The sequence below is a fragment of the Selenomonas sp. AB3002 genome (assembly GCF_000702545.1).
In the GTDB taxonomy this organism is placed as follows: Bacteria; Bacillota; Negativicutes; order Selenomonadales; family Selenomonadaceae; genus Selenomonas_B; species Selenomonas_B ruminantium_A.
Window position 1 is genome coordinate 1,503,498 of the sequence record NZ_JNIO01000008.1, and the last position, 26,157, is coordinate 1,529,654.

The following is a 26,157-nucleotide window of genomic DNA, read 5'->3' on the forward strand; positions in this document are numbered from 1 at the left end:
CCTTTCGCTGCCCAGCCCGTGCCCACGGGCCGGACAGCGATTTTTTTATGTCGCCTCAACTGCTTTATGATATACTTACTTGTAGCAAGAAAATCTTATGGAGGTTGATTCCCATGTCAACAAAGCCACCCAGCCTGGCAGAAGCCAAGGCCAATGAAATCATCAAGTATATCATCGACCATAAAATGATGCCCGGAGACAAACTGCCCACAGAGTTGGCCTTCCTCTCCATCCTGAACGTCAGCCGCAGCACCCTGCGGGAAGCTTTCAAGCTGCTGACTGCCCGCAACATCCTGGATGTACGTCAGGGCTCCGGCACTTTCGTGTCTCCCAAGCGGGGCATACCCGATGACCCCCTGGGCCTGACCTTCATCTATGACGACAACCAGCTGGTGCTGGATATGCTGGACGTGCGCCTGATGTTTGAGCCTAAAGTGGCAAGCCTGGCAGCAGCTTATGCCACTGGGAAACAGCTGAATGAGATTGCCGCCCAGGCAGAGGAAATGGAACGCTGCATACGGGAGGGTGAATCATACGCCGCCGCCGACAGCCGCTTCCACAGGCTGGTGGCCGAAGCCAGCGGCAACCGGGTCATAGGCAATCTCACCTATATTCTCAATTCCTCTGTGGCCAAGAATATCGAGATCACCATGGATGCCCAGCGTGAGAGCAACACCATCCATTACCATCGGCAGATACTCAAAGCCCTGAGGGAAAGAAATGTCAAAGATGCCCACCACGCCATGACCATGCACCTGTCCCTCCTGCGCGACTTCATCATGAACAAGATAAACGAAAAATAAGCAGCCTAAAAGGGCCCGCATTCGCGGGCCCTTTTAGGCTGTAAGCTCTTATGATTGCAAGACTCACTTCTCCCCAAAGGCCTGCAGCACTGCATCTATCAAAGCCTTTTTCTGGTACTCTGACAGATGGCTGCGATTGATGGCACGGCCGAAGCCCATGAGGTACTCGATTTTCTGCAAGTGGGAAAGCCCCGTATTCTGGTTGAGAATCTGGGCAGCATGATAAACACCCGGCTCAGAGGGATCACGGGAAAGCTGATAGCGCATGGCGTACTCCCCCGCCATTATATGGCGCACAACTTCATCGGAAATCCCCTCATACTCAGGAGGACGCTCCACCTGGATCTGCTGGGGTAAAGGCTGCTGTGCAGCACCCTCAGGCTGCGTAGGCTGCACCTGGGCACGCTCCTGGCGCTCTTCCCTGGAAGCAGGCTCCTGCCCCTGCGGAACAGGTTCTGCCAGAGGCTTCTGCCTGCGGGAGGCATACAGCCCTTCCGGATGGATTTTCACCATCTGGCGGGGGGGCGGAGCAGGTTCCTGCGGAGGAACAGGCGGTGCCGCCTTCTCAGGCTGGGGTCTGTATTCGCTTTGCGGTACGGGCTGCACCTTGGGCTGCGGCGTTGCTGCAGGCGTCGCAGGCTGTGGCTTCACTGCCGGCGCTGCGGGCTGAGTCCGCTCTACTGGCGGTGCCGTTTGGACAGGAGGCGCTGTCGGCTGCTGCTCCTTGGGCCGGACAGGCTGATCAGGCTGGGCCGAAGCAGGCACATTGCCTGCAGGCTTTGCTGGCTGCACCGGCAGGGGCTCACTGGCAACAGGCTTTTGCGCCTGAACAGGCTGGGAAACCGCTCCTTTGTTGTCAGGCTTGGCCTGCGAAGCTGCTTCTGGCTTAGGTGTTGCCACAGGTTTATTTACCTGTGGCTGCACCTTGCTTTCATCCGCAGGCTTTTTCTGTGCCCCCTTGGCAGCCTGAGCTGCTGCCGCCCGCTTCTCCTCCTTGCGCTTGGCATCAATATCATCCGCCGTGATGATGATGGGCTGGGCTTTCTTGACCTGCTCCTCCTTTGGCTTCAAGGCAGACCAGTAGAGCGGCATGCTGCGAAGCTCGGCAGCCTGTGCAGCAGCTGACCCCGTCAGGGCTCTTTGCTGCACAGCCGGCACCGGCTCGTCCGGCACTGCCGCCCAGGCTGTACCGGAGGACAGGGCAATACAGACCATTGCCGTCAACACCGAATTGCGTGTCTGTTCCTTCATATCCATAGCCTTAATCCCCTTTGTCCCTTCCCGTGATAATTATCTAAATATATTTACATGTTTAATACTTCAAAAATCGGACACTTGCCCTTTCTATTTTATCATTTTTTCCCTATAATATAAATGTCAGTTTGAATAAAAATTTTTACTATGAAATCTTAGTGAATCAAGCCCATAGCGACGCTCTGCAAAAGCAGAGCTAGTCCCTTTAGGGAGGCGCAGATGAACTTAGATTTCGTGTAAGGGCGTGTGGACACCGCAGGTGTCCATTAAGTTCACAATGCAGACATTCAGAAAGTGAGGCTTCATCATGAGTACACCACATATTGCTGCTGAAAAGGGCCAGGTAGCCGAGCGCATCCTCCTGCCAGGAGATCCCCTGCGGGCCAAATTCATTGCCGAGAATTTCCTTGAGGATGCCAAGGAATACACCCATGTAAGAGGAATCCTGGGCTACACCGGTACCTATAAAGGCGTGCCTGTCTCCGTGCAGGGCACCGGTATGGGCATGCCTTCCATCTCCATCTACACCCATGAGCTCATCAATGAGTACGGCTGCAAGAAACTCATCCGCGTGGGCACCTGTGGCGGCATGCACGAAGACGTGAAACTCCGTGATGTGCTCATCGCCCAGGCAGCCACCACTGACTCCGGCATGATGAAGAGCATCTTCGGTCCCGCCATCAACTACGCCCCCATTGCAGACTTCGACCTGCTGCGCAAGGCCGTGGAGAGTGCCGAGAAACTGAACCTGCCCGTGAAGGTAGGCAATATCTTCTCCGCCGACCGCTTCTATGACGATGATGTGGACAGCGACCGCCTCAGGAGGTATGGCATCCTGGCTGTGGAAATGGAAGCTGCCGCCCTCTACACCATCGCCGCCCAGTTCCATGTACAGGCCCTGGCCATCTTCACCGTCAGCGACCATCTGCTGACCAAGGAATCCTGCACCGCTGAGGAACGCCAGACCACCTTCACCGATATGATGAAGATTGCGCTGGAGACGGCTATTCAGGACTAAACAAATCCCATAAGCATAAAGAGACAGGATGCCTGCCATTACAAACGGCTTGTTTTCCTGTCTTTTCTTGCGTCCTTATGCATTCCGCAAGGAATTTATAAGGCCATTGTTCCAGTTTTGCCGAAGGCAAAACTTCCTCTTGGCCTTTTCCCACAGGGACTAGCTTCGCGTCGCACGAGGCGGGAGATATTAACTCGCCGCCTGTTAGTAAGTTACCGCCCCCACTTATAGAAGTGGGGGACATCTTGTACTCGTTATAGAAAATTCATTTTCTATATGATAAAACCCGACTTTGCCACGTAAAAAATGCACGAAGCCACAGTACATATGGCTTCGTGCTTATTTTTTCGAAAATAATATACACCTACACTTCAAAGTTCCATATCAGCCTTCATTTTTCTTAAATCACCTCTGGTGTAAAGCTTAGGAACAATATCCAGCGAGAACGCAGACAGTATCCGTTTTAGGTCATCATCCATTGTGTTATTGAATCGGTAAAGGTCTCCGGGCAGCTTGTCAATCTGCCATTTTTGCAAGGCTGACTGGACGCGTCTGCCAGAAATGCCGTAACTCCACAAACTGTCAGCATTTCCTCCAGGGTCAGCAGATAAAACCTTTTTCTGAATCAGGCGAAGCATTGTCAGCGCCATCATGCATACTAGGAGGTGCGCCTGTATATGCTCCCTTGTTGAAACATATATGGGGCGTGTAGCCAGTGTTCCCTTCATTTCCCTGAACTGGTCTTCAATCTGCGTCAGCCCGTGGTAAGCCTCCACAACATCTTCATCGGCCATGTCTGTTTCCGAAGTCACAATCTGGTAATAACCCATGTATGCCGTTAGTTCCTCAAGCTTTTCTTCATCCAGCATGCCCAGCAGTTTGCCGGACTCGATCATCTCCCCGGTTTCCTTGTGGACAAACTCTTTCTTGAAATATTTCTTGAGCTGGCGGGACTGTGTTGCCGTCACGCGGAATGTTGACGGGTTATTGCGCAGTTTCTCCAGAAAATCCAGGAATCTCTTATGCTCGTGGTACTCGCGCTTGTAGAAGCGTTCGCTCCAGTAGACAACAACTTTCTCTTTGAGTTCCACGGTATTGCCGTCCTCATCCTTTACCCTGCGGGTCAGAATACGTGATTTCAGACGGAAGGAACTGCCCTTGGATGTATAGCCTTCCTGCTCCAGAATCCAATGTCTCTCAGCCTTCGGGGTCTTGCGTATGCTCTTGCTTACTATGTAGCCCTGTCCATCCCTGACAAGATGACAGAGGTTGTAGAAAGAATGCATGCCTCGGTCAGCCACCAGAACAAAACGTTCCGTCTCAAGTCTCCCCATGCTTTTCTTCAGGGCAGGACGCAGCGTAGCCTGGTCAAGGGTATTGCCGGGGAATGACTCAATGGTTATGGGGATGCCGTTGTCATCAAGGAAAAGTCCCATCTGCACGATTGGCTCTCTGCGATTCTCCTTGGAAACGCCTTTCTGCCGCAGGCCTTTTTTCGTATCACCGTTTACGACCTCATCCGGATCTGGATCTTCTATCTCAAAGAAGAAGTTCGTGACATCATAGTAAATATGCGCCGTGGAACGTCCTACGGATTTGCAGATGGAAGAATGCATCCGGCGGATGAACTGTTCCTTGTGCTCTGCCAGCACATCCAGTGCATCGTAGATATGGTAGGGATAGGAAACATCTGCCAACGGGGCAAAATACTGCTCGTTCTGCTGTGCGGTTTCCCACTTGGAAGCAGGTTGAAGTATGCGCCCGAAAATGAGCAGGCGTATGAATCCGGCCAGGTCATATGTAAGTCCCAATGAGTGCTTCAAAGTTGCACAAAGCTTGTCCAGCCCCAGCTGCCCAAACAGTCGGTCAAGCAGAAACTGTGCAACGAGTTTTGGCGCGCCTATACAGGCAGCCTCTCCTTCGACGTAAGTTACGACATGCTTTTGCGGCAGTGGGGAATCGACATAAGGAAGCAGAGAATCAATGATGGGGATTCCGTTCTTGTATGAATCCTTCAGACGCTGCACGAAATCCGGCTTGCCGTCATCGAAGCGGGACAAGGGGCCGATGTTCATGACGGTCTTCTTGCGGGAGACCTTGCGCCCCTGGCTGTCTTCAACCCGGCAGCTTTGCATCAGACGGAGGTAAGGGATGCCATTGTTCTTGCACAGCTCGACAAACATAGTCCTCTCCTTATATAAATATATACCTACTAAATAATTATAACATAAAAGCAATAAAAAAGCAAGGAAAACCTTTGAAATTCCTTACTTTTTTAGGTGTCTGATTTTAAATTTCGTGGCAAAGTCGGGATGCCTGCCATTACAAACGGCTTGTTTTCCTGTCTTTTCTTGCGTCCTTATGCATTCCGCAAGGAATTTATAAGGCCATTGTTCCAGTTTTGCCGAAGGCAAAACTTCCTCTTGGCCTTTTCCCACAGGGACTAGCTTCGCGTCGCACGAGGCGGGAGATATTAACTCGCCGCCTGTTAGTAAGTTACCGCCCCCACTTATAGAAGTGGGGGATATCTTGTACTCGTTATAGAAAATTCATTTTCTATATGATAAAATGTTAGCAAAGGAGATGAGCACATGAGGCTTTATCTTGATTGCTGCTGCTATAACAGACCGTTCGATGACTTGTCACAGGAGCGGGTTCGCCTCGAATCAGACTCTGTTCTCGCCATCATCACACGTTCTTTGATGAATGGCGACACCATTTTAGGCAGCGGCACGCTTGGCTTGGAAATAGCCGCCATCCGGAATCCAGAAAAGAGAGCAAAAGTTGCCGACCTGTGCCAAGTAGTCACGGAACGCATAGCTCACAGCGAATCCCTTGAACAGCGTGCCAAACAGCTTCAACTGGAAGGACTCCACGTCATGGACAGCTTTCATGTCGCTTCTGCAGAGATAGGTGAGGCTGATATCTTCCTTACTGTAGACGATAAATTGATCAAGCTATGCAGAAAAATCACGCTTACCGTTCGAGTGATGAATCCGTTGGAATATATTGAGGAGGTGCTGGAATATGAAGGTTAATATAGAAAACCCTGCCGAAGTCAGAATTGCAGGCATGCTTGCCCTGAAAAAAGCACTGGGTCCTGTGGGAACAGTGCGCTTCCTTCAGCAGTTCGAACAAGGAAGCGGAGACTACACAAAAGAAAAATACGACTCCCCAGAGCCATCTATGGATGACATTATTGAAAAGCTCCGGCAGATAGGATAATTCCACAACACAAAGGCCATGCACTTTCGCCGTGCATGGCCACTTTGTGTTGAAGATACTTCTCTCACAACCCTAGCTATCCTCTCTATTGCGCAAACCTCATGCTTATGTAGTCCACCTTTTGGTCGCTATCTTTTACGGCAAAGCGCAAATAACATGAATGTGCATCATTCGAGACTATTTCATATTCGTACAACGTATCGCCATCATATTGTGATACCAGACAATCCCTGCCATACGCATCAAACACATCCTGCAAGGACGATCCTTCATGTATGCCCCTAGGCGTAGCTGCAAGCGGTGAATTTGATACGAGAGCACTGATTTTTCCTTGGGAAATTACGACCTCCATATCGTTATAGGTATAATGAGTACGTCCCTCATTTCCCTGACGTACCTTTTGCGCCTTGCCGAGGATTTTGTCAACCTTTGCTTTACTGTCGCCGATTGAAAAATCTCCCAACGACAAGTCATTGCCAGCAAACACTCCTGGTACAGAAGTCGTTATAACCTTACTATTACGGCTTTCATTTTGTACGGTTGCATTATTGCCCCTATTATCCCCTAATGCGGAACTCACGGCAGAGTTATCACTAACCGATGACTTTTCATCTCCTATGAGCATCGCCAGCAAAGACTCTGGATGCTCCAATAATTTATATGCTACCTCTTGGCAATAAACATCTAAAGTTTTGCTGTCCTGCTTGCTGAATCTTATCAGTGTAATAGGAATAAATAACTGATTAGTATCAAGTTTTTCTACTCTGGTATTATTGTTATTGTAAAAGACACGCACTCTGCTATCTGAATGATATAGGTCGAGATGATTTAGCATATCTACCTTATTTTTTTCGCTAAATGCGTAATCCATGGGATCAATCATTTCTGCAATACCCTTTACTAAAATCGTTGCCGCCTCAATGGTGGAACTGTCCACGTTAGAAAACGCCAGAACAATGGACGTAATTTTACCGGTTGCTTCGGTTTCAAAGGACATTTCAATATTGGCATTATTCACCCAAGCATCCCCAAAAACAGGCACAGCTCCGCCATATGAAAACAGCAGTTGTCCAGCCTGTTTTTTTGCGCTACTTTCAGCTTTGAGATAGCCATTTATCTCTTCTACTGCCTTATGGCTAGTTACAGTTCCACCTAAATAATCAAAGTTAAGCCATGCCCTTGTTGGCGTGCAGCCCGTAAGACAAAAAATATAAGTCAGCAACAACAGAAAAGCGACCACAAATCTCAGTGAACAACACCCATACATCATCTCCTTCCTCCTTCCGCATAGGCACTTACATTCAATATCCACCTTCCCCCAAGGCTTTCATTAGTGATTCGATTGGCATTTTCCACGTCCCACTTGAGCGTTTCATAAGAATCCCCGAATAATATACTATATCCCCTTCAATTTGCACATTTATGTCAAATACTATTGTATTTCCATCTACAATTCTTGAGTTAGCTATGCTTACATAGAAAGGTACATATTCTTTTCCCGTCGCAGCTGTCAAAGCTGAATTAAATGTTACTGCAAAACCTACAATCCCCGCATCAATTTCCGATGAATTTTTCAACAGATAAGAATGTGCTGTTGCGGTGTCTCCTTGGAAAACTGCTATTACAGCAGCCAGTAAATTATTTGCAGCTACCTGCATATCACTTTCGGTGACAGTTACTTTAGGTACACTTGCAGGAGCAGTTTTTGCCTCAGTTTTTGTTTCCGCTTTAGGCTCAGCTTTAGTTGTCTTGACCTGGCTGGAAACCGGTGCAGGTGTTTCCTTCACTACGTTCGTCTGATTATCCGCTTCACTCGAACGTGTCTTGCAAGCCATAGATGTCAAACTCAACATCAGTATAAGGCATATTGCAATTATTCTGACTTCCCCACGCATTGCACGTCCACCTCCGTGTTTATCAAGATCCTATTGCATAAGATAAGAATTTCCTTTAAGCCGTTGCCAAATACATATAAAGGAAAATCAAGCCTATGCTTACGTAAGGCACACATACTAACGCCAGCACTGCCCGCCGTGCATCATCATCTTTCCTTATCCCAAACAAAGTAAAAATCCCATAGAATGCCACGAAAACGATGAGATTCAGGATTGTGTCGCAAACAGTTGTAAAAGCTGCATCTTCCACATAGGGAGCCGGATTGCTGGTGTAATAGTCCAGCAATTCTGCTCCCAAGATGCCAAATGGAGCACTATTTTCAAAACCATTATTTCCCAACGGTATTGGATCTGATTCATTTTTCATGCGACTTTTTATAAACTGTCTAGCAGCAAGGCAAGTAAGTACAGTTACCACAAAACTAGCAACTATAGCCTCCATGCTCAAAGCAGTTCCCATTCTCCCCAACATAGTTTCATCACTCCCACTATTAAGGTTCCTGCCAAAAAAGGAATATCTGTATAACCTTATTATTCTTTGTACTAAGCCACATATGGCAACCATCTGGACTCGAGTAATGGTAATCTGCTTTATCAGTAGGTGGTGTATCCAAACTTATCGAACCATATTTATCAATGATATCTTCCCCTCTTGACCCTATTCTAATTCCATCAGGCATAATTTCACCACCATGATAGCCGCCCATATTAGTCATTATAGCTGACAGCGAGTCATCTTTCTTGAATTGCAATCCTATCCCCCTAATCTTGTCATGATAATACCACATTTTCATTCCTGTTATTATATCTATTAACTCAAGATTACCTACAAAATTTAATTCGCTAAATCGTTGATTAACTATTTTATCGTAACTCCCATGTAGGGGAGAAATATTACAAAGAGCTATTCGACCATTTTCTATTTGCTTATAAAAAGGTATGCCATAAGCTACTTTAAAAGCCTCATCTACGACTATATTAGCTAAGGTTCCTCCAGATTGATAAGCATTATGAGTGTAATACTCATTGTCCTCTTTCCTAAAAAGTGTGCTTTTTGTTTCATAATTACAACGCACATCGTAATAATTTCTTTTGTTTTTTGACTGATCTAATCTGTCATAACATACAACTTCAAATTGAATCTCATAAATTGGCGGTTCATATCTATGTACTTTCACAGAACTTTTATCAAAATAAAAATTATTCGTAACAACAACAGGAAAAACCTCCTTATAATTAGGATTATTATTATAAGCATCACTTGCAAAGCATGTCCCTATCACAGCAGATATAATTAACATTATCAAAACTATAATTCTATATGCCTTCATTTTTCCACCGCTTTCTTCATTCAAATTTTTACATTTCTCTTGTCCACATACTTAAAAGACCCCGGATATTTCCCAAACAATTCCACTACAGACTTTCCACAATATTTATCATGTACTTCTTGTGGCGCCACATTCCCTACAAACTCCACCCTATTTGTCAAGTTCTCATTTTCCATTTTGATTGTGCGCCATGTCGTACCAGCGGGCAGCCATTCTGTGGGCTTGTACGCTTCCAATACAATTCCGTTGCATACAGCAAGCACATAATCTACAGACTTTGCCCGCTTTATATCCATTTCCCAATATCCTCTTGCAGCTTCATAAATCTCAAATGGCGCAAAGTCCGGCTCATAAAGCTCGTTTATTTTCACCAGAACAACATTGTCAGTTATATCATCTTCTGTCAGTTTAGCCCCGCTATATCGTGAGTCAATATTCTTTGCAGATTCACGACCTCTCTTGCCTGCATCTTTGCCACGAACATCATTGGTAAGATTCTGCTTGCCAATCAAATCTATTGCCGCCATCTCCACCAATGCGGCTTCTGCCTCAGTCAGGCCATGAGCAAGAATATCAATGTCAACTTCTTTCCCCTGCTTCAGTATGCCATCTATCTTCTCACGCTTGGCCTTATTATCTCCCTCTTTTTCTTTAAAGTGTTCAAAAACTCTGTCACCTTTACCTCTACCTATGTAGAAAGGCTTCTTGGTATCAGGACAGGATAAAACATACACATAATTCCCTAGCGCTTCCTTGGTTGCCTGAGAAAACTTCTTCAACATAAGTTTCCCGCCTCCTACACATACATTACAATGTTACACCGTATACTATATTTTAGCACAAGAGTCCCCCCCCGCAAGACATTTTCATTATTTTCTATTTATTCACTTTATTGATACATTAGCATTTTCCCAACTATAATGCCTTTATGTTGACCAACTAACCTAATTGCTACAATGATACGTCCCAATCGAGTAGGAGGCTGACCATTATTTGACCAGCCGACCTCTCACACCACCGTGCATACCGTTCGGTACACGGCGGTTCCTTAGTTTTCACATACTTGCTTATAGTAGCTCGTCATGGTCATGTAACCTTGGCGGGCTATTTCTTTGTTGGTCAGGATTTGGTTCAGCATTAGTGCCGCTCTCCATATCCCTTTGCGGCAGTTGGCCAGTTCGTGTACCTTCCATTCAGGCAGGTTGTACTGCTTTATCATGCGGTATCTCGTTTTGACCTTCTTCCACTGTTTCCAGTAGACTGCCCTTATCCTTCGCCGGAGCCATTCGTCCACCTGTTTCAGCATTTTCTTCATATCCGCCAGCTTGAAGTAGTTCACCCAGCCTTTAACAAATTGTTTCAGCATTAGCGGCCTATCCTCGTTGCTTATCGCCTTGCTTCGGTTCGTTATCGCCCTCAGGCGGTTCTTCATCTTGGCAAGGGATTTCTTGTGCACCTTGAAACGGCATTCCCCTCTGTAACGGTAGAAGCCATAGCCAAGGTATTTCACCTTTGAGATATGTGCCACGCTGGTTTTCTCCCTGTTCACTTTGAGAAAGAGCTTCTTTTCTATGAAGGGGATTATGCTGGCCAGGGTTCTTTCTGCACTTCGCTTGCTTTTGCACAGTATCATGCAGTCATCGGCGTAGCGGACAAATTTATGCCCCCGCCTCTCCAGTTCCTTGTCCAGTTCGTTCAGCATGACATTGCTGAGCAGCGGGCTGAGTGGCCCGCCCTGCGGTACGCCCTCTTCGCTTTTCTCAAACATTCCCCGCTGGATTACTCCCGCGTTGAGATATTTATGTATCAGCGAGATTGTCCTGCCGTTTTTTATGCTTCTGGAGAGCACTTCTATCAGCTTGCTCTGGCAAACTGTGTCAAAGAACTTTTCTAAGTCCATGTCAACTACATAGACATACCCCTCATTGGCATATTTCCGACAGGCTTTTAATGTGTCATGTGCTCCACGCCCCGGCCGGAAGCCGAAGCTTACATCTGAGAACTGCGATTCGTAGATTGGCGTGAGCACCTGGGCGATGGCCTGCTGCACCACGCGGTCTACTACCGTCGGGATTCCCAGTTTCCGGAATTTACCTTTTTCTTCTTTGGGTATTTCTACCCGACGGACGGGGTTCGGCTTGTATTTGCCGTCCTTTATCTGCCGAAGGAGGCTCAGGCGGTGTTCTCTAAGATACGGCAGAAGCTCATCTACGCTCATCTTGTCGATTCCGCCTGCTCCACGGTTGGATTTTACCTTGAGGAAAGCATTATTCATGTTGTCCCGCGATAGTATCCGCTTCAGCAGACTGTCCGCTGGCAAGTCTGCGATGATGTCCCTCGTTTCAGCAATCCGCACAGAACGGGGCACTCCCGCATATTCTCGCTGTTCCGCAGCTGCCTTTTGCGGCCAGTCTTCTTTATGAAGTTTTCTGCCTTTATGGATCCGCTTGGTTACATTCATTTGCTGACATCTCCTAAGGTTCGGCCCTTCCCATACGGTCTATAGCCCATCTGGTACTATGGCCTCGGCTGACTTCTCACGGCAAATCTTGTTTCAACCATGGCCGCCAATGTTATATGGCTTTGGCCATGTCCGTGAGACCTTCCCGGGTAAGAACGCACTCTTTCTCTCCATGTGTCTGCCACATTTACTATTCATGGTCCCGTGTAGCTATTGGACTTCGACCTGTACAGCGGCCTTATCCCCATGATTTAGCCTGATGTGGTTTCTGTTCGTCAGACCAGAGATTTGCCTGCACCTTCCTTCAGATTCCACCTCACGATGGACACCCTTGGTGTTCGGCTATGACCTTCCCACTACCGGGCGGTCTAGGGACTTTCACCCATTAGAGTGCGCCCATGCCGGGCGCACTACAATAAGCCCGGAAGGTACTGCCTTCCGGGCTTTTCTATTTATTGCAGACTTATTTAAGCTTCTCTGCCAGCATATCCGCTGCCGCAATCAGTCCTGCTATCATCACATTGGGCCGGGGCGGGCAGCCGGGGACGTAGATGTCCACGGGGACTACCTTCTCTGCAGGCCCTACGATGGCGTAGCTTTCGCCGTAGGCGCCGCCGTCTATGGCGCAGTCGCCGCAGGCCATGACCAATCTGGGCTCAGGCATGGCTTCGTAGGACCGCTTCAGGGCCTCTGCCAGATTCCTGGTGACCACTCCCGTCACCATCAGCAGGTCTGCATGGCGGGGGCTGGCATCGAAGTGGATGCCATAGCGATGCAGGTCGTAGAGGGGATTGGACAGGGCCCCCATCTCGAAATCGCAGGCATTGCAGGAGCCTGCGTCCAGATGGCGCACATGCAGGGAGCGGCCCAGGCGGCTCTTGATGATGTCAGCCGTGACCTTCGTGCCGTCAGGCAGATAGGGCATGGCCTCCCCTTCCTTGAAGGTGATGGCTTCCGTTGCCACCTTTTCCTTCAGCAGGCGTTCAAGTAATTTCAGCATATCTTTCCTCCTACCTGTCCAGACAAGCGTAGCAAAGCTCGAAGCTCTTGTTGATCAGAGGGAAATCAGGAATGATATCCCCCTGCACGGCAATGGGCAGGGCCGGCCAGTTGGCATAGGAAGCGCTGCGCACGAAAATGCGGTCCAGCAGACCCTCTTTGTCAAAAGCCACATAGCAGAAGCTGCTGCCACGAGCAGATTCGCTGACACCAACGGCCTCGCCCTGGGGCGTGCCCAGTTCGGTGCAATGTGCTCCCTGCTCTTTTTTCAGCATTTCCAGCAGCTTCCCTGCCAGACGGAAGGATTCCTTCAGCTCCCCGATGCGCACCAGAATCCTGGCCGCCACATCGCCGCTGGTCTCGGTGACTACCTTGAGGGCCAGCTCGGGGTAAACGCCATAGCCAAAGTCTGCCCGGCTGTCGTGGGCATAGCCGCTGGCTCTGGCCCCTACACCTACCATGGCAAGGTCCCGGGCGGTCTTGTTCCGCACAATGCCCGTGGTGCGCACGCGGTCCTGGAAGCTGTCCTGCTCCGCGAAAATCCGCTCCAGATCAAGGACGTTCTTCTCCACTTCGCTGAGGACTTCTTCTGCCTGAGCAAGTTCACTGCCAGCCAGGTCCTTCGCCGTGCCGCCCGGCACGATAAAGCCCCTGAGGAAGCGGTTCCCCGTAAGCTCGTCCTGCAGGCGCATCATGGCTTCCTTGGCCCGGGTGCCGATGCTCACCGCAAAGGAGAAGCCCACGCCGGCAGGGATATTGCCCAAGTCACCTACATGGTTGGTGATGCGCTCGATTTCCAAAATGAAGGTGCGGAGAATTTCTGCCCTGCGGGGCACAGTGGTACCCGCAGCCGTCTCCACCGCCTGGCAGTAGCTCCAGGTATTGGCTGCCGTGCAGGCGCCGCAGATGCGCTCGGCAATGGGATGGGCCTCCAGCGCCGTCTTGCCCTCCATCATCTTTTCCAGACCCCGATGGGTATAGAACAGCTTGGCATCCAGCTGCAGCATGCTCTCACCAGCCTGGCTGAAGCGGAAATGTCCCGGCTCGATGATGCCCGCATGGATGGGGCCCACAGGCACCTGGAAGGTGCCCTCGCCGCTCACCGTGTGCATGTGAGTATGCTTGCCCTCAATAAACTCCACTTCCCTGGGAGCGTCCTTCCGCAGGGGATGGATGCCTTTGGGGAAATTCTCATGGAGCACCAGGGGGCGCGGGTCAGGATGATTTTCCGCCTTCAGGCCGAACATATCCTGTATCTCCCGCTCAAACCAGGAGGCGGCGGGAATGAGATGGCTGAGGCTGGGGAAGCTCATGCTCTCCCCCACCTTTGCCTTCAGGGCACGGTGCACCTTCTCCTCAGGGAACTCAAACACCGCATAGACGGCAAAGCCGCCCTCGGCGTTGGTTTCATCCCTGCCAAACATGGCCGTAAGGGGGTGCTTTCCGCCTTCGTTATAAACCTTAGCCTCGGAAAGGAGGGCTTCAGCCGTTATTTCTTTGATTTCAAGCTTCATTACGCCACTCCTTTCATGACAATCCTGGCAGCCTCGCTCAGAAGCTGGTCAAATTTTCCCAGCTCCGGCAGCAGGGCGCCAAATACACCGCTGACTATCAGCAGAGCTGCCACCACTGCCGTATCAAGACGGCCCAGCAGCTCGCCGGCAGCCTTGCGGTGGGGCTTGCCCCCCACCATGCGCAGGGCATGGTAGAGGATGCCGATCAGCATGCCAGCCAAGAGCGCTAAGGCCAGCACGCCCAGCCAGGGAGTGCCACCCATAAAGAAGCCCTGCAGCAGGTAGAACTTGCTGAAGAAAATGCCCATGGGCGGCATTCCCAAAATACCCACAATGGCCAGCAGGAAGAAAAAGGCCGTCCTGGGGCACTGGGCAATCATGCCGTGAATGCGCATCATGTTCTTGGTGGCATAGGTCTCCATGATGGTGCCCGCCAGGTAGAACAGAGCGTACTTGATAAGCGCATGGTTCATCATGTGCAGCAGCGCTGCCTTGGCTGCCAGAGGCAGGAACAGGCCGAAGCCTGCCGCCATGAGGCCGAAGTTCTCCATGGAGGAATAGGCCAGCATTCTCTTGATATCACGCTGCACCACCACAAAGGGCACTGCCAGGGCGATGGTGAAGAGACCGAAGAACAGGAACAGGCTCTGCACGAAGTCCACACCTACCGCCGGCAGGAGGATGATCACCGCCCGCAGCAGCACATAGAGGGCGCAGATGCAAAGCGCGCCGGACAAGAGGCCGCTGGTGAGGGCCGGAGCCTCGGAATGGGCATCCGGCAGCCAGGCATGCATGGGAGCCAGACCGATTTTCGTGCCATAACCTACGAAGAGGAAGGCAAAGGCCACCTTGGCCAGGCCCTCAGGCAATTCTTTGCCATGCTCCGCCAGATGAGCAAAGTCCAGGGCCAGCTCGGAACCCAGGACCTGCAGCTGGGCATCGTAAAGCAGGATAGTGCCCAGGAGCGCCAGGCAGATGCCCACGGTGCAGACCATGACATATTTCCAGGCCGCTTCCAAAGAGGTGCGGGTGAACTTGAAAGCCACCAGCAGGGCGGAAATCAGGGTGGTAGCCTCGATAGCCACCCACATGAGGCCCATATTGTCCACCAGCACCACCAGCATCATGGTCCACACAAAGAGGTGGGACAGGGCATAGAAACGGCCCTCCAGATGGGTGAAACGGCGCAGATAGCCGTAACGGATATTGGTATCCCTGTCAAGATAGGCCTTGCTAGTCCAGGAAAAGGCCACATACAAGAGGGAAAGTATCAAGAGCATCCAAAGGCTCAGGGCATCCAGATAGATGAAGCCCTCATGTAGGCTGCTGTCCGCCGGGAACAACAGGACAATCTGCCAGACAGCCACAGCCACCAAAGTTGCCGTCAGGCGGTCAGCCCAATGCAGCACCCCGCCCTTGAAGAAGCCGGAGGCAGCCAGCAGGCTGAAAGCCAGGGGCAGAAGGAGCACAAAATCCAGGAGCTCCTGTATCGTAAACATAGATTCCATCATAACCCCCTTACCCCTTCAGTTTCTTCATCACGGTAGTATCAGTAGTCATAAAAGACAAGCTCATGCGGTTGGTGAGAATCACCAGCACCACCACAGCAATGAGCACATCCAGGAACACGCCCAGCTCCACAATAAGGGGCAGCCCCTCGGTAACAAAAAGTCCCAAAAGGTAAATGCCGTTCTCCATGGTAATGAGACCGCAGATCTGCATGATAGCCCTCTTCCTCATGACCATCAGGGAAAGCCCCGTCAGGATCATGAAGATGGAAGCCGCAATGACGTCACGGCCAAAAGCCGAAGCTCCCAGATTGTCCACCAGCACGTAGCCCAGCACCAAAAACAGGGCCCCGGCCAGGGTGGAATAGTTCACATCGATATCGGAGACAATCTCCCTTTCATCCGTCAGCTTGGCGATGAGCCGCAGGATGGCGCCAGGAATGAAAATAACCTTGATCAGAAGGGTCAGCAGGGCAGGCACCAGATGCACGCCCCCGTGGACCAGTCCCACAATCAGGCAGGCACAGGCCAGCAGGCAGGACTGAAAAGCCAGGCAGTACACGGAGCGCCGCAGATCCATAACCCTTGTCTGCAGCAGCACGGCAAGGATCAGAAAAATAACCAGTTCGTTCATATTTCTCCTTCCTCCTTACCAGGCTTCAGCCATAAAGGCCACCATCAGCAGCACCACAGCGGCAGACAGGTAAATCCGCACCTTGAAAAGGCGCATCTTGTTCACCAGAGTTTCAATGAGTCCAATGAGCAAAGCCCCCAGCAGCACCTTCACTGCCAGAGGTATAGCCAGAGGCAGGTAGAGATTGCCCCAGAGCACCAGGAACACCATCAGGCGCACCATGCTGCCCAGGTGGATATAGCTCAGGAGGCGCCCGGAATACTCCAGAGTCATGCACTCATGGATCATGGTCAGCTCCAGATGGGTGTCCGGGTTATCCACCGGCAGGCGGCAGTTCTCCGCCAGCATGATCAGGAAGAAGGCCACGCAGGCCAGCACCGTGGGCAGGGTGAAGTAAAGGCTGCCGTAGTCGATAGCCATGCGGGAAAGGGTGGTAGAACCGTAGCGGGAAGCATTCAGCAGCACCGCCAGCATCACTGCAGGCTCCACCAGCACGGAAATGTAGATCTCACGGGAGCTGCCCATGCCGCCAAAGGCGGTGGCAGAATCCATGGAGCCCAAGGTCATGAAGAAGCGTCCCAAAGCCAGGATGCAGACAAAGATAAAGGCATCGCCCATATCAAAGCCGCCTTCCAGGCAGCCCACCATGGCGGCTCCCATCAGGCTGGTCAGGAGATAAATCACGGGAGCCAGGATAAAGATATAGCTGGTATAGGGAGTGAGGATAGTCTCACGCCGCCACCATTTGTAGAGGTCAAAATACTCCTGGAAAATGCTGGCCCCCTGGCGCTTCTGCAGGAAGGCCTTGACCTTGTTGATAAGGCCGGCCACCAGCGGCGCCAGGAGAAGCAGGGCCAAAGCCTGCAAAAGGTATGCTCCCAGCAGGAATCCGATCTCACTTATCATTTAGCCCACCCCCAGACAAGCACCAGCACCATGGCCAGCATAGTATAACCGATATAAAGACGCACACTGCCCTGCTGTACCCCCCGCAGCACTTCCGCCAGACGCACCAGCAGGTGCTCCGCAGGATGGTAAAGCAGGCGCTCGAAATGCTCAGGCAGGCTCAGGCGATACTCAAGCCTCCTGCCGAAATATTCGTGTTCCCTAGTGAGGAAAATCCGCTCCCTGCGGGGCCTCAGAATGGAAGTGAAGGCCCGGCGCAGGGGCTTGGACAGGCCCGTAGCCGTGTACTGCTGACGACGGGTGGGCAAGGTGCCACAGTTCCAGGTGATTTCCCTTTTGGCAAAGACCTTGGAACCCATAAGGGGCAGGACAAGCACCACCAGCAGCAAGAGCGCCAGAACAAAGATCAGCACAGGACTGTAAACCGCCAGATCCCTCGTGCTTCTCAGCCAGGCAATGCCCCAGATGCTCCCGTTCAGGCTGCCAAAACCTGCACCCAAAGCCCGGGTGGCAGCCCCCAGCAGTTCGCTGGGGAAGAAGCCCAGGAAGATGACGAAAACCGCCTCCATGCCCATGCCAATGCGCATGGACAGACTGGCCTCATGGGCATTCAGCACTGCACCGCTCCGGCGGCGGCCTAGGAAGGCCACGCCGAAATAGCGCACAAAGCAGCCCAAAGCCAGGGCGCCAGTCAGCCCCATGAGGATAAAGGCCACGATTACCAGCAGGCGAAGGCCCTGGGTCCCGGCGCTGTCAGCCAGGGACATGAGGGACTGCAGGGTCAGCCATTCTCCCAAAATGCCGCTGGTAAAGGGCAGGGAGGAAAGGGCCATACAGCCCACCAAAGTGAAAACGCCAGTCCAGGGCATCTTCTTCAGAAGCGCTCCCAGCTGCTCGATATTCTTCGTGCCCGTGGCGTGCATCACCACACCGGCGCTCATGAACATCAGGCTTTTCATGATGCTGTGGCTGAAGGAATGCACCAGCACCGCCCCAAAGGCCACCACAGCCAGCCCGGCCTGGCCCAGGGAGAAGAGCAGCATGCCCGCCCCGAAGGCAGTGAAGATGATGCCCATGTTCTCCACAGAGGAATAAGCCAGGATCCGCTTGATATCCTTTTCCATGGTGGCATAAAGCACCCCCAGGAAAGCAGAAATGAGTCCCACCAGCATAACCACCAGGCCATAGGCAAAGACCTCCGCCCCCAGGAACTGGAAGACAAAGCGGCCAAAGCCGTAGACAGCCACCTTCAGCATGACGCCGCTCATAAGGGCGGACACATGGCTTGGAGCCGCCGGATGGGCATTGGGCAGCCACACATGGAGAGGCATCAGGCCTGATTTCAGGGCAAAACCAATAAAGGCCAAAGCAAAGGCCACATGGCGCAGATTCTCAGTCAGGCCATTCTTGGAGAGATCCATGAAGGACAGGCTTTCAGAGGCGCTGCCCAGGAGATAGAAGGAAGCCATGATGGCCGCCGTGCCCAGATGGGTCATGACCATGTACTGATAAGCCGCCTGCACCGTGGCTTTCTTCTCATTCTCATGGTAAACAAGCAGGAAGGAGGCCAGAGCCATCACTTCCCAGGCCACCAAAAAGGTGAAGCCGTCCCCGGCAATGAGCACCAGCACCATGGAGAGGATAAAGAGGTTCCAAAGCCCGGTCAAAAGCCGCAAGCGGTGGCCCTGATAATGGGCCGCATAACCCAGAGCGTAAATGCTCACCGCCGTGCCGGAAAGCCCCGTCAGCGCCAGGAAGAACCCGCTCCAAAGGTCAGCCGCCAGACTGAACTGCCCCCAGGCAGCCACCGGCAGGAGCCAGCCTCCCGGCAGGGAAAACGCCCCCCAGCCCAGCATATAATCTGCGGCAGAAAGAAACACCAGAAAACTTGCCCCGGCCGAGAGCAGGGTTCCCACCATATGGGCTCCCCGCTCCCATCTTTCAGGCCACAGGAAAGAGCAAGTCCCCAAGGCATACAGCCCCAGGGCAATAAAGATAAGTTCCATGCCTACCCCCTAAAATAATACCTAAAAATTAAAAACAGACATGCCTAAACTTGCCAGCGTGCCTGTCCATAGCGGATATGTAACTCCATGAGTATACTACAATTTATATAGGGTGAAAAGGAGGAAACTGAAATTCCCATGAAAATAATATAAAACTTGTGACAAGCAATATGCAGCAAGCAAAAAACCCCGGCTGCACAGCCGAGGCAAAACATCTCAAACATGGATGTCTTTATTGGTATTTTTGTCTAGCAGCATGGCCACCGTTTGCAAGTGCATTTCGTACTGACGCCGGCTTTCTATAACTCCAGCATCAAGTACCATTCCCACCGCCAATGACAGCATCGCCCCCAGCATTAGACAGGAAGAAACAAGCAGTGTAGGAATTCTGGGCACCAACCCCGTGGCCAAATAAGTATCAAAAATCGGCAAAAACAATCCCAACGAAGATAATGCCATCGCTAGGGCCACACCACCGAAGAGGCGCAAGGGACGAAACGCACGGTAAAGTCCTGCAATGGTAAGAAGAACCCTTGCACCATCAGAAAAAGTGGACAGCTTGCTGTGGCTGCCAGAAGGTCTGTCCCGATACGATACAGGGGTGCTCATGATTCGGAGATTATGGTTCAGAGCATGAATTGTCATTTCCGTCTCTATCTCAAAGCCTTGTGAGAGGATAGGAAACGACTTAACAAACAAGGGGCTGAGTGCTCTATATCCCGTCATTACATCCAGTATGCGAAAGGTAGCATCTCCCCATAACTGATCGATGATTTTCCTTACCAGCCTGTTACCTAAACCATGAAAAAGGCGCTTGTTTTCATGAAAATAAGTAGTTGACAGTCTGTCTCCAACTGCCATATCTGCGCCCTCCATCAGAACTAAACGACAGAGCTCAGCGGCACTCTCCACCGGATAAGTATCATCCCCATCCACTAAAAGATAGCAGTCTGCCCTAATATCCCTAAACATGCTACGGATAACATTACCTTTTCCCTGGCGGCTCTCCTTACGAACTATCGCTCCTGCCTCTTGGGCCAATTTAGCCGTAGCATCAACAGAGTTATTATCGTAAACATAAATGGCAGCCGATGGCAGTGCCCGGCGGAAGTCAGTGATGACCTTGGCAATGGTCAAGGCTTCATTATAACAAGGAATAAGAACAGCAATATTATATTCCTTGTTCATAAAAATGTCGTCTCCTATCACAAGTTCACCTTGAATATCCGGCACATTACTTCACCTTCAGCATTCTTTTGCTCATATACCAGCAAGAAATCCTCATCATGGGGCAGCAATGTATATATTGCCCCGTCTCCCGGAACAGTCATAGCATAATCGAAATGGTTTTCCCGGAAAAATTCCTTGTAGTCCAGCTTTTCATCCGCCAAGTCAAAATATTCCTTGATAATATTGTGCTCAATTCCCGTGTTGGAGGGTAAAAACACTTCCGGTCTGGCATCCATATAGCACTTAATACGACGAAATTCTGGGTAAGCACCACTGTTAAAGCCAGTCCACAAGGTAATTTCTTCAGGTCGGTGCATGGCCAGCAAATAATCTATCGCAGGCGCAAAGGTGTGATTGGTCTCATCTCTCCTGCACGCCCCATACCAATTGGAAAAGCAATAGAAGGAAAGTACCACCAGGGAAACAGACATAACCTTTAGCTGTGTGGAAGGCCAATGCAGATCAAAGCCTTTTCCTTCTTTACTGCAACTCCATAGATTGATGGTACCACAAAGGAATGCAAACAGGAAAAACAATTTCACTATCCATGGATATGTGAGATTATGCAGTTCCGGCCTGGACAAAAACAATAACACGGCCATTAATGCAAGAGCCAAAAAAGGAACAACGAAAACCGGACTGGTGCGGGTATTTCTCGCCAGAAACTTAGAGTGCCATCCACGGAATATATAGGCTAAGGGAAGTGTCCCCAAGAAGAAAAACAAAAACATATTGCGGAGGAAAAACAGCCCCATTAACATGGTACCAAGAAACAAAAGAAAGTAGCGCAAAGGAACGCTATTTCTGGCTTGCAGCGCTATCAGCAAGGCTGTCAACGCAAAAAAATATTTCCCTTCACGTATCCCGGCGTTAACGGCTTGTATTTCTGCTATACGTCCATGAATGACCGGATCATAGGAATAAAGCACAAAGGTCATGGCTTCCCAACCGTAAGGATTTATAAAGCCTGCCAGAAAAGCGGCTAACGCCGCTACAGCCAAGGGACGAACCGAAAATTTGCTGCCGGGAAAATGAAACGATGGCAAGCCAAATTTCCCCATTAGCCAATCAAGCACAAAAGGAGCCAGCAGAACAAACACAAAAGGCCAAAGGGCAGCGTGAAGATTGACAACCAGTACAGACGCCAAGGGCAAGACTAAAAGATAAGATTTTTTTGAGGTACGGAGGTATTTTTCCAAGAAAAATATTTCCGTCACGAATATAAGCAGGGAAATAACTTGCGGTCGGGTCACAAAAAAGGCAGGAGCCGTCATTATTCCCACTGTCAAGGCCATCATAAAGGAAACCTGTCGATTCTCCTCGCTTAGAAGCAGGCACAACCGATAATAAGCATATATGAGAGCACAACCTAGAAAGAATATCAACTCTAACAGTCCTGTCTCTCCTAAAATGTTATATATCTGCCAAAATATTACCCCGGTAAGCCATTGTTCCAGCACGAAATGAAGTCCTGCATGAACGGTGAAAGGTTCTGTATGGGGTATGCCCTGCTCCATTACATAGCGACCGCCATTCAGGATAAACCATAAATCGTTGTCCGGCAACCACCTTTGCAACAGTGCTCCAAAAAACATTAGAGCCAGAACAAGACCTTGCTGAGATAAATTGCTAAGCTTTTGCTGTATATTCATTGTAGCAATAAAAGAACTTATTCAAATTCAATAGTAGCAGGCGGCTTGCCGGTGCAATCGTAGAGTACGCGGTTGACGCCCTTGACCTCGTTGACGATGCGGCTGGTGACCTTCTGCAAGACCTCCCAGGGAATCTGGGCGCTTTCGGCTGTCATGAAGTCGGAGGTCATCACAGCACGCAGAGCAATGGCATAGTCGTAGGTGCGGCCATCACCCATGACGCCTACGGAGCGCATGTTGGTGAGGGCGGCGAAGTACTGACCCAGGCCTTTCACGCCGGCCTTGTCCACTTCTTCACGGTAGATGGCGTCTGCCTCCTGGACAATCTTCACCTTTTCCTCGGTGACATCGCCAATGATGCGGATGCCGAGGCCCGGGCCCGGGAAGGGCTGGCGGCTGACCAGATACTCGGGGATGCCCAGCTCACGGCCTGCAGTGCGCACCTCGTCCTTGAAGAGCAGGCGCAGAGGCTCCACGATTTCCTTGAAGTCCACATAGTCAGGCAGGCCGCCCACGTTGTGGTGGGACTTGATGGTAGCGGAGTTGCCCAGGCCGCTTTCGATGACATCCGGGTAGATGGTGCCCTGCACCAGGAAGTCCACAGCCCCAATCTTCTTGGCCTCTTCCTCGAAGACGCGGATGAACTCCTCGCCGATGATCTTGCGCTTGGCCTCAGGCTCCGTCACGCCCTTGAGCTTCTCATAGAAGCGCTCCTTGGCATTGACCCGGATGAAGTTCACATCGTAGGGGCCATTGGGACCGAAGACGGCCTCCACCTGGTCTCCCTCGTCCTTTCTGAGCAGGCCGTGGTCAACGAATACGCAGGTGAGCTGCTTGCCGATGGCCTTGGACATGAGCACAGCTGCCACAGAGGAATCCACGCCGCCGGACAGGGCGCAGAGGGCACGGCCGGAGCCGATTTTCTCCTTCAGCTCCTCAATGGTCTCCTGCACGAAGGAGCCCATCTGCCAGGAGCCGGAGCAGCCGCAGACCTCATAGACAAAGTTCTTCAGCATGGTCTTGCCCTGCACCGTGTGCATGACCTCCGGGTGGAACTGCACAGCATAGAGCTTCTCTGCCTCGTTCTCCATAGCCGCCACAGGGCAAACGGGAGTGTGGGCCGTAACCTCAAAACCTGCGGGAGCTGCGGCGATATAGTCCGTGTGGCTCATCCAGCAGATGGTCTTGCCGTCCACTTCCTTGAAGAGCTTGGAAGCATGCTTATCCACCTGAACCTCGGTCTTGCCGTATTCGCTGGTGGGAGCCGTCTCCACCCTGCCTCCAAGCAGGTGGGACATGAGCTGGGAACCGTAGCAGATGCCCAGCACGGGAATGCCCATGGAAAAGAGTTCCTTGCTGCAGGTGGCAGACTCGGATTTATAAACGCTGTTGGGGCCGCCGGTCAATATGATGCCTTTCGGTGCCATTTCCCTGATTTTCTCCAGGCTCAGGGTATGGGGGTGCACCTCGCAGTACACATGCTCCTCACGCACCCGGCGGGCAATCAGCTGATTGTACTGACCTCCGAAGTCCAGCACCAAAATCATTTCTTTTGCAGGCTTGCTCAAAACGGTTCCTCCCTCTCGTTACTAACAATACTATCTTTGTTAATCATACCATAGGCAGGAGGAAAATAAAAGCAAGGGCTGCGCCTGAGCATGCTCAAATTTCAAAATCTCCCAGTTGCCTCCCTGCTTATCCTCAACGCAAAAAGCAGGACTGCCTATGTGCAGCCCTGCTATTCTCATGCAAGCCATACCTCCTGCATCACAGCAGCTTCTCGACAGCTGCTGCCATATCAGAGGGATTCGTGGTGGTGGTCTTCGCCCGGCACAGATTTGCCGCCTCATTTACGCGGGGCTGAACTTGTCCTTGCTCTGCTTGCAGCGTGGGCATTTCCAGTCTGCGGGCAAATCCTCAAAGGCAGTTCCTGCCGGAATGCCATGCTCCGGGTCGCCAACAGCCGGGTCGTAGACCTGGCCGCAGATAGAGCATACATATTTGCCCGTGGCAGCTTTTTTCGTGTGATGGCCGTGAGAGCTACACGGTGCTGCTTCATCACTTCCATCATGATTTCCCGCAGCAGCTTGTCCAGCTGGTTCGCCCCATATGTATCCGGCACCTCGATATGGATGGAGCCATGCCAGGTATCGGGACCGTAGTTGTTGAGAACCAGATCGTAAGCCCCCCGCACTCCCGGAAAGGAGAGCACCGTCTGCTTGATGCTTTTGGCCAGCTCCGGGTCATTGCGCTCCCCTAAAATCTTGGACACAGTTTCCTTCAGCATATCAAGGCCTGCCTTGATGATGACCAGAGAAATAATCGCACCCAGCCACGCCTCAAGGGGCACGCCGAACAACAGGAAGATGCCGGCGGCTGCCAGGGTGGAAGCAGAGATGACCGCATCCAGCCTGGCATCTTCCCCCGAGTTGATGAGGGCATCTGAATTCACCTTTTCCCCCATGCTTTTGACATAGCGACCCAGCACAATCTTGACCACCACGACCAGGGCCACAATGACGATGGATACGGTGCTGTACTCAGGAGTTTCGGGCTGCCAAATCTGCTTGACCGACTCCACCAGGGATGTAGTGCCGGCATAGAATACAAGGACGGCTATGATGATGGCGCTCATGTACTCAATGCGCCCATAGCCGAAGGGATGCTCCTTGTCCGGCGCTTTGACGGCCAGTTTGGCTCCTACGATGGTAATAAGAGAACTGGCTGCATCGGAAATATTGTTGACCGCATCCAGCATGATGGCGATGGAATTGCTGGCCAAGCCTATGACTGCCTTGACAGCGGCCAGGAATAAATTGGCTGCGATGCCGATGATGCTGGTCCTGATGATTGTTTTCTCACGGGATTCCATGCCTTACTTCATCCCATCCTTGAACATCTTCAGGGCTGCATCTGCTCCCTGGGTCAGGAAGGCTGTATCTGCCCCCACTCCCAAGAAGCTGACACCCAGGTCAGCAAAGTGTTTGGCCTGCTCCGGCGTAACGGCAATGGTGCCCACGGGGACCCCCAGCTCTTTGATGCGGGTGATGGCATAGTCCATGGCCTTTTCCACTTCCGGGTGGAAGATATTCACACCGTGTCCCATTTCCACTGCCAGGTCGATGGGCCCCAGGAAGACGCCGCCTATGCCCGGCGTCTTGGCTATGGCCTCCAGATTTTCGATGCCCTTGGGGCTTTCAATCTGTGGCAGGATGCAGATTTCCTCGGCAGACCGCTGGAAATAATCCTCGTGGCGGCCAAAGCGGGCAGCCCTGACTACCGATGCTCCCATGCCGCGGTTGCCCCGGGGAGCATAGGATGCCCAGTACATGATATCCTCTGTTTCTTCCCCGCTTTCCACTTTGGGAATGATGATGTTCTGGATGCCGCTGTCCAGGAGCTGCTTGAGGATGCCTGTGCCCGCCTGGGGAATGCGCACTACGGGCTGCATATCATAGGCCGCCACGGTCCTGGCGATGGCCAGGATGGTCTGAACCGTATGGGGGCCATGCTCCCCATCAACGAACAGCCAGTCATAGCCTGACGTTGCCAGGACCTCAGCCACATCCATGGAAGTAGTTTCCTGGGCCACGCCATACTGCAGCTTCCCAGCCTCGATGTTATGCTTGAATTTGTTTTCCAGATAATCTTTCACCATCGGCATAATCACGATACCTCCCATTTTATACATAATATTCTTTATTTTCCAATCAGATTTATT

Annotated in this window: 23 protein-coding genes and 1 pseudogene; 4 read left to right on the forward strand and 20 right to left on the reverse strand. The window is 51.4% G+C overall.

Translation table 11 applies throughout. The annotated features are described in order from the left end of the window. Window positions 1–113 precede the first annotated feature (113 nt). Window positions 114–803, forward strand: a complete 690-nt coding sequence (locus tag P159_RS0115140) for a FadR/GntR family transcriptional regulator (protein ID WP_037377068.1) — start codon at window positions 114–116, stop codon at window positions 801–803. A gap of 63 nt (window positions 804–866) precedes the next feature. Here the strand turns inward: P159_RS0115140 and P159_RS0115145 are convergent, their stop codons facing one another. Continuing rightward, on the reverse strand, window positions 867–2,060 hold the full coding sequence (locus P159_RS0115145) for a hypothetical protein (protein ID WP_029545384.1): 1,194 nt from the start codon (window positions 2,058–2,060) through the stop codon (window positions 867–869). A gap of 304 nt (window positions 2,061–2,364) precedes the next feature. Here P159_RS0115145 and deoD point away from each other — a divergent pair, with 304 nt between their 5' ends. After that, window positions 2,365–3,075, forward strand: coding sequence for a purine-nucleoside phosphorylase (gene deoD / locus P159_RS0115150; protein ID WP_029545386.1), 711 nt, complete (start codon window positions 2,365–2,367; stop codon window positions 3,073–3,075). A 371-nt stretch (window positions 3,076–3,446) separates the two neighbouring features. Here deoD and P159_RS0115155 read toward each other — a convergent pair whose 3' ends face one another. Continuing rightward, window positions 3,447–5,258: an IS1634 family transposase gene (locus tag P159_RS0115155; protein WP_029545389.1), complete on the reverse strand. Its 1,812-nt coding sequence runs from the start codon at window positions 5,256–5,258 to the stop codon at window positions 3,447–3,449. Between the two features lie 408 nt (window positions 5,259–5,666). Between P159_RS0115155 and P159_RS0115160 the strand changes: the two genes are divergently transcribed. Next, complete coding sequence (locus P159_RS0115160; protein ID WP_029545391.1) at window positions 5,667–6,113, forward strand: hypothetical protein; 447 nt, start codon at window positions 5,667–5,669, stop codon at window positions 6,111–6,113. Continuing rightward, on the forward strand, window positions 6,103–6,300 hold the full coding sequence (locus P159_RS0115165) for a hypothetical protein (protein ID WP_029545399.1): 198 nt from the start codon (window positions 6,103–6,105) through the stop codon (window positions 6,298–6,300). The genes P159_RS0115160 and P159_RS0115165 overlap by 11 nt, the downstream gene beginning before the upstream one ends. An 85-nt stretch (window positions 6,301–6,385) precedes the next feature. On the opposite strand, the gene P159_RS0115170 is transcribed toward P159_RS0115165, so the two are convergent. The 18 genes and pseudogenes from P159_RS0115170 to P159_RS0115255 all read right to left on the reverse strand — a co-directional run bounded on the left by P159_RS0115170 (window position 6,386) and on the right by P159_RS0115255 (window position 26,100). Beyond that, window positions 6,386–7,570 carry a hypothetical protein gene (locus P159_RS0115170; protein ID WP_029545401.1) on the reverse strand — a complete coding sequence of 395 codons (1,185 nt, stop codon included), beginning with the start codon at window positions 7,568–7,570 and terminating at the stop codon, window positions 6,386–6,388. A gap of 31 nt (window positions 7,571–7,601) precedes the next feature. Then, window positions 7,602–8,195, reverse strand: coding sequence for a hypothetical protein (locus tag P159_RS0115175; RefSeq protein WP_029545403.1), 594 nt, complete (start codon window positions 8,193–8,195; stop codon window positions 7,602–7,604). Window positions 8,196–8,250: 55 nt separating this feature from the next. Continuing rightward, window positions 8,251–8,667 (reverse strand): hypothetical protein, encoded by a 417-nt coding sequence (locus P159_RS0115180; RefSeq protein WP_029545404.1) that lies wholly within the window; start codon window positions 8,665–8,667, stop codon window positions 8,251–8,253. Between the two features lie 19 nt (window positions 8,668–8,686). Continuing rightward, complete coding sequence (locus P159_RS0115185) at window positions 8,687–9,550, reverse strand: hypothetical protein (RefSeq protein WP_029545405.1); 864 nt, start codon at window positions 9,548–9,550, stop codon at window positions 8,687–8,689. Next, entirely contained in the window at window positions 9,547–10,308 is a 762-nt protein-coding gene (locus P159_RS0115190) for a hypothetical protein (RefSeq protein ID WP_051650401.1), read from the reverse strand. The genes P159_RS0115185 and P159_RS0115190 overlap by 4 nt, the downstream gene beginning before the upstream one ends. Before the next feature lie 266 nt (window positions 10,309–10,574). After that, window positions 10,575–11,987 (reverse strand): group II intron reverse transcriptase/maturase, encoded by a 1,413-nt coding sequence (ltrA, locus tag P159_RS0115195; protein WP_029545407.1) that lies wholly within the window; start codon window positions 11,985–11,987, stop codon window positions 10,575–10,577. 463 nt (window positions 11,988–12,450) lie between these two features. After that, entirely contained in the window at window positions 12,451–12,987 is a 537-nt protein-coding gene (locus P159_RS0115200) for an NADH-quinone oxidoreductase subunit B family protein (RefSeq protein ID WP_185753763.1), read from the reverse strand. Window positions 12,988–12,997: 10 nt separating this feature from the next. Continuing rightward, the gene (locus P159_RS0115205) at window positions 12,998–14,500 is read right to left on the reverse strand and encodes an NADH-quinone oxidoreductase subunit C (RefSeq protein ID WP_029545411.1); all 1,503 of its coding nucleotides are present in this window, start codon (window positions 14,498–14,500) and stop codon (window positions 12,998–13,000) included. Beyond that, complete coding sequence (locus tag P159_RS0115210) at window positions 14,500–16,011, reverse strand: proton-conducting transporter membrane subunit (protein WP_318253605.1); 1,512 nt, start codon at window positions 16,009–16,011, stop codon at window positions 14,500–14,502. The genes P159_RS0115205 and P159_RS0115210 overlap by 1 nt, the downstream gene beginning before the upstream one ends. A 7-nt stretch (window positions 16,012–16,018) precedes the next feature. Next, window positions 16,019–16,642, reverse strand: coding sequence for a hydrogenase (locus P159_RS0115215; RefSeq protein WP_029545415.1), 624 nt, complete (start codon window positions 16,640–16,642; stop codon window positions 16,019–16,021). A gap of 15 nt (window positions 16,643–16,657) precedes the next feature. After that, on the reverse strand, window positions 16,658–17,548 hold the full coding sequence (locus P159_RS0115220; RefSeq protein WP_029545417.1) for an NADH-quinone oxidoreductase subunit H: 891 nt from the start codon (window positions 17,546–17,548) through the stop codon (window positions 16,658–16,660). Continuing rightward, on the reverse strand, window positions 17,545–19,554 hold the full coding sequence (locus P159_RS0115225; protein ID WP_029545419.1) for a proton-conducting transporter membrane subunit: 2,010 nt from the start codon (window positions 19,552–19,554) through the stop codon (window positions 17,545–17,547). Before P159_RS0115225 ends, P159_RS0115220 begins: the two co-directional genes overlap by 4 nt. A 216-nt stretch (window positions 19,555–19,770) precedes the next feature. Further along, complete coding sequence (locus P159_RS0115230) at window positions 19,771–20,742, reverse strand: glycosyltransferase family 2 protein (RefSeq protein ID WP_029545421.1); 972 nt, start codon at window positions 20,740–20,742, stop codon at window positions 19,771–19,773. A 17-nt stretch (window positions 20,743–20,759) separates the two neighbouring features. Then, the gene (locus P159_RS0115235; RefSeq protein ID WP_185753764.1) at window positions 20,760–22,349 is read right to left on the reverse strand and encodes a hypothetical protein; all 1,590 of its coding nucleotides are present in this window, start codon (window positions 22,347–22,349) and stop codon (window positions 20,760–20,762) included. A 104-nt stretch (window positions 22,350–22,453) separates the two neighbouring features. Further along, on the reverse strand, window positions 22,454–23,983 hold the full coding sequence (guaA, locus tag P159_RS0115240) for a glutamine-hydrolyzing GMP synthase (RefSeq protein WP_029545425.1): 1,530 nt from the start codon (window positions 23,981–23,983) through the stop codon (window positions 22,454–22,456). 303 nt (window positions 23,984–24,286) lie between these two features. Continuing rightward, window positions 24,287–24,424, reverse strand: a complete 138-nt coding sequence (locus P159_RS20805; protein ID WP_072004182.1) for a rubredoxin — start codon at window positions 24,422–24,424, stop codon at window positions 24,287–24,289. 71 nt (window positions 24,425–24,495) lie between these two features. Further along, window positions 24,496–25,308: pseudogene (locus P159_RS21295) on the reverse strand (cation diffusion facilitator family transporter); the annotation flags it as partial. Between the two features lie 3 nt (window positions 25,309–25,311). Further along, on the reverse strand, window positions 25,312–26,100 hold the full coding sequence (locus P159_RS0115255) for an HpcH/HpaI aldolase/citrate lyase family protein (RefSeq protein ID WP_029545428.1): 789 nt from the start codon (window positions 26,098–26,100) through the stop codon (window positions 25,312–25,314). Between the last annotated feature and the right edge of the window lie 57 nt (window positions 26,101–26,157).

Excerpts from the sequence above, each read along its gene's own strand:
- P159_RS0115205 (WP_029545411.1), bottom strand. The coding sequence starts at position 14,500 with ATGAAGCTTGAAATCAAAGAAATAACGGCTGAAGCCCTCCTTTCCGAG.
- P159_RS0115255 (WP_029545428.1), bottom strand. The coding sequence starts at position 26,100 with ATGCCGATGGTGAAAGATTATCTGGAAAACAAATTCAAGCATAACATC.
- P159_RS0115170 (WP_029545401.1), bottom strand. The coding sequence starts at position 7,570 with ATGATGTATGGGTGTTGTTCACTGAGATTTGTGGTCGCTTTTCTGTTG.
- ltrA (WP_029545407.1), bottom strand. The coding sequence starts at position 11,987 with ATGAATGTAACCAAGCGGATCCATAAAGGCAGAAAACTTCATAAAGAA.
- P159_RS0115220 (WP_029545417.1), bottom strand. The coding sequence starts at position 17,548 with ATGATAAGTGAGATCGGATTCCTGCTGGGAGCATACCTTTTGCAGGCT.
- P159_RS0115145 (WP_029545384.1), bottom strand. The coding sequence starts at position 2,060 with ATGGATATGAAGGAACAGACACGCAATTCGGTGTTGACGGCAATGGTC.
- P159_RS0115190 (WP_051650401.1), bottom strand. The coding sequence starts at position 10,308 with ATGTTGAAGAAGTTTTCTCAGGCAACCAAGGAAGCGCTAGGGAATTAT.
- P159_RS0115175 (WP_029545403.1), bottom strand. The coding sequence starts at position 8,195 with ATGCGTGGGGAAGTCAGAATAATTGCAATATGCCTTATACTGATGTTG.
- P159_RS0115165 (WP_029545399.1), top strand. The coding sequence starts at position 6,103 with ATGAAGGTTAATATAGAAAACCCTGCCGAAGTCAGAATTGCAGGCATG.
- P159_RS0115200 (WP_185753763.1), bottom strand. The coding sequence starts at position 12,987 with ATGCTGAAATTACTTGAACGCCTGCTGAAGGAAAAGGTGGCAACGGAA.
- deoD (WP_029545386.1), top strand. The coding sequence starts at position 2,365 with ATGAGTACACCACATATTGCTGCTGAAAAGGGCCAGGTAGCCGAGCGC.
- P159_RS0115155 (WP_029545389.1), bottom strand. The coding sequence starts at position 5,258 with ATGTTTGTCGAGCTGTGCAAGAACAATGGCATCCCTTACCTCCGTCTG.
- guaA (WP_029545425.1), bottom strand. The coding sequence starts at position 23,983 with ATGATTTTGGTGCTGGACTTCGGAGGTCAGTACAATCAGCTGATTGCC.
- P159_RS0115230 (WP_029545421.1), bottom strand. The coding sequence starts at position 20,742 with ATGAACAAGGAATATAATATTGCTGTTCTTATTCCTTGTTATAATGAA.
- P159_RS0115160 (WP_029545391.1), top strand. The coding sequence starts at position 5,667 with ATGAGGCTTTATCTTGATTGCTGCTGCTATAACAGACCGTTCGATGAC.
- P159_RS0115225 (WP_029545419.1), bottom strand. The coding sequence starts at position 19,554 with ATGGAACTTATCTTTATTGCCCTGGGGCTGTATGCCTTGGGGACTTGC.
- P159_RS0115210 (WP_318253605.1), bottom strand. The coding sequence starts at position 16,011 with ATGATGGAATCTATGTTTACGATACAGGAGCTCCTGGATTTTGTGCTC.
- P159_RS0115215 (WP_029545415.1), bottom strand. The coding sequence starts at position 16,642 with ATGAACGAACTGGTTATTTTTCTGATCCTTGCCGTGCTGCTGCAGACA.
- P159_RS0115180 (WP_029545404.1), bottom strand. The coding sequence starts at position 8,667 with ATGTTGGGGAGAATGGGAACTGCTTTGAGCATGGAGGCTATAGTTGCT.
- P159_RS0115140 (WP_037377068.1), top strand. The coding sequence starts at position 114 with ATGTCAACAAAGCCACCCAGCCTGGCAGAAGCCAAGGCCAATGAAATC.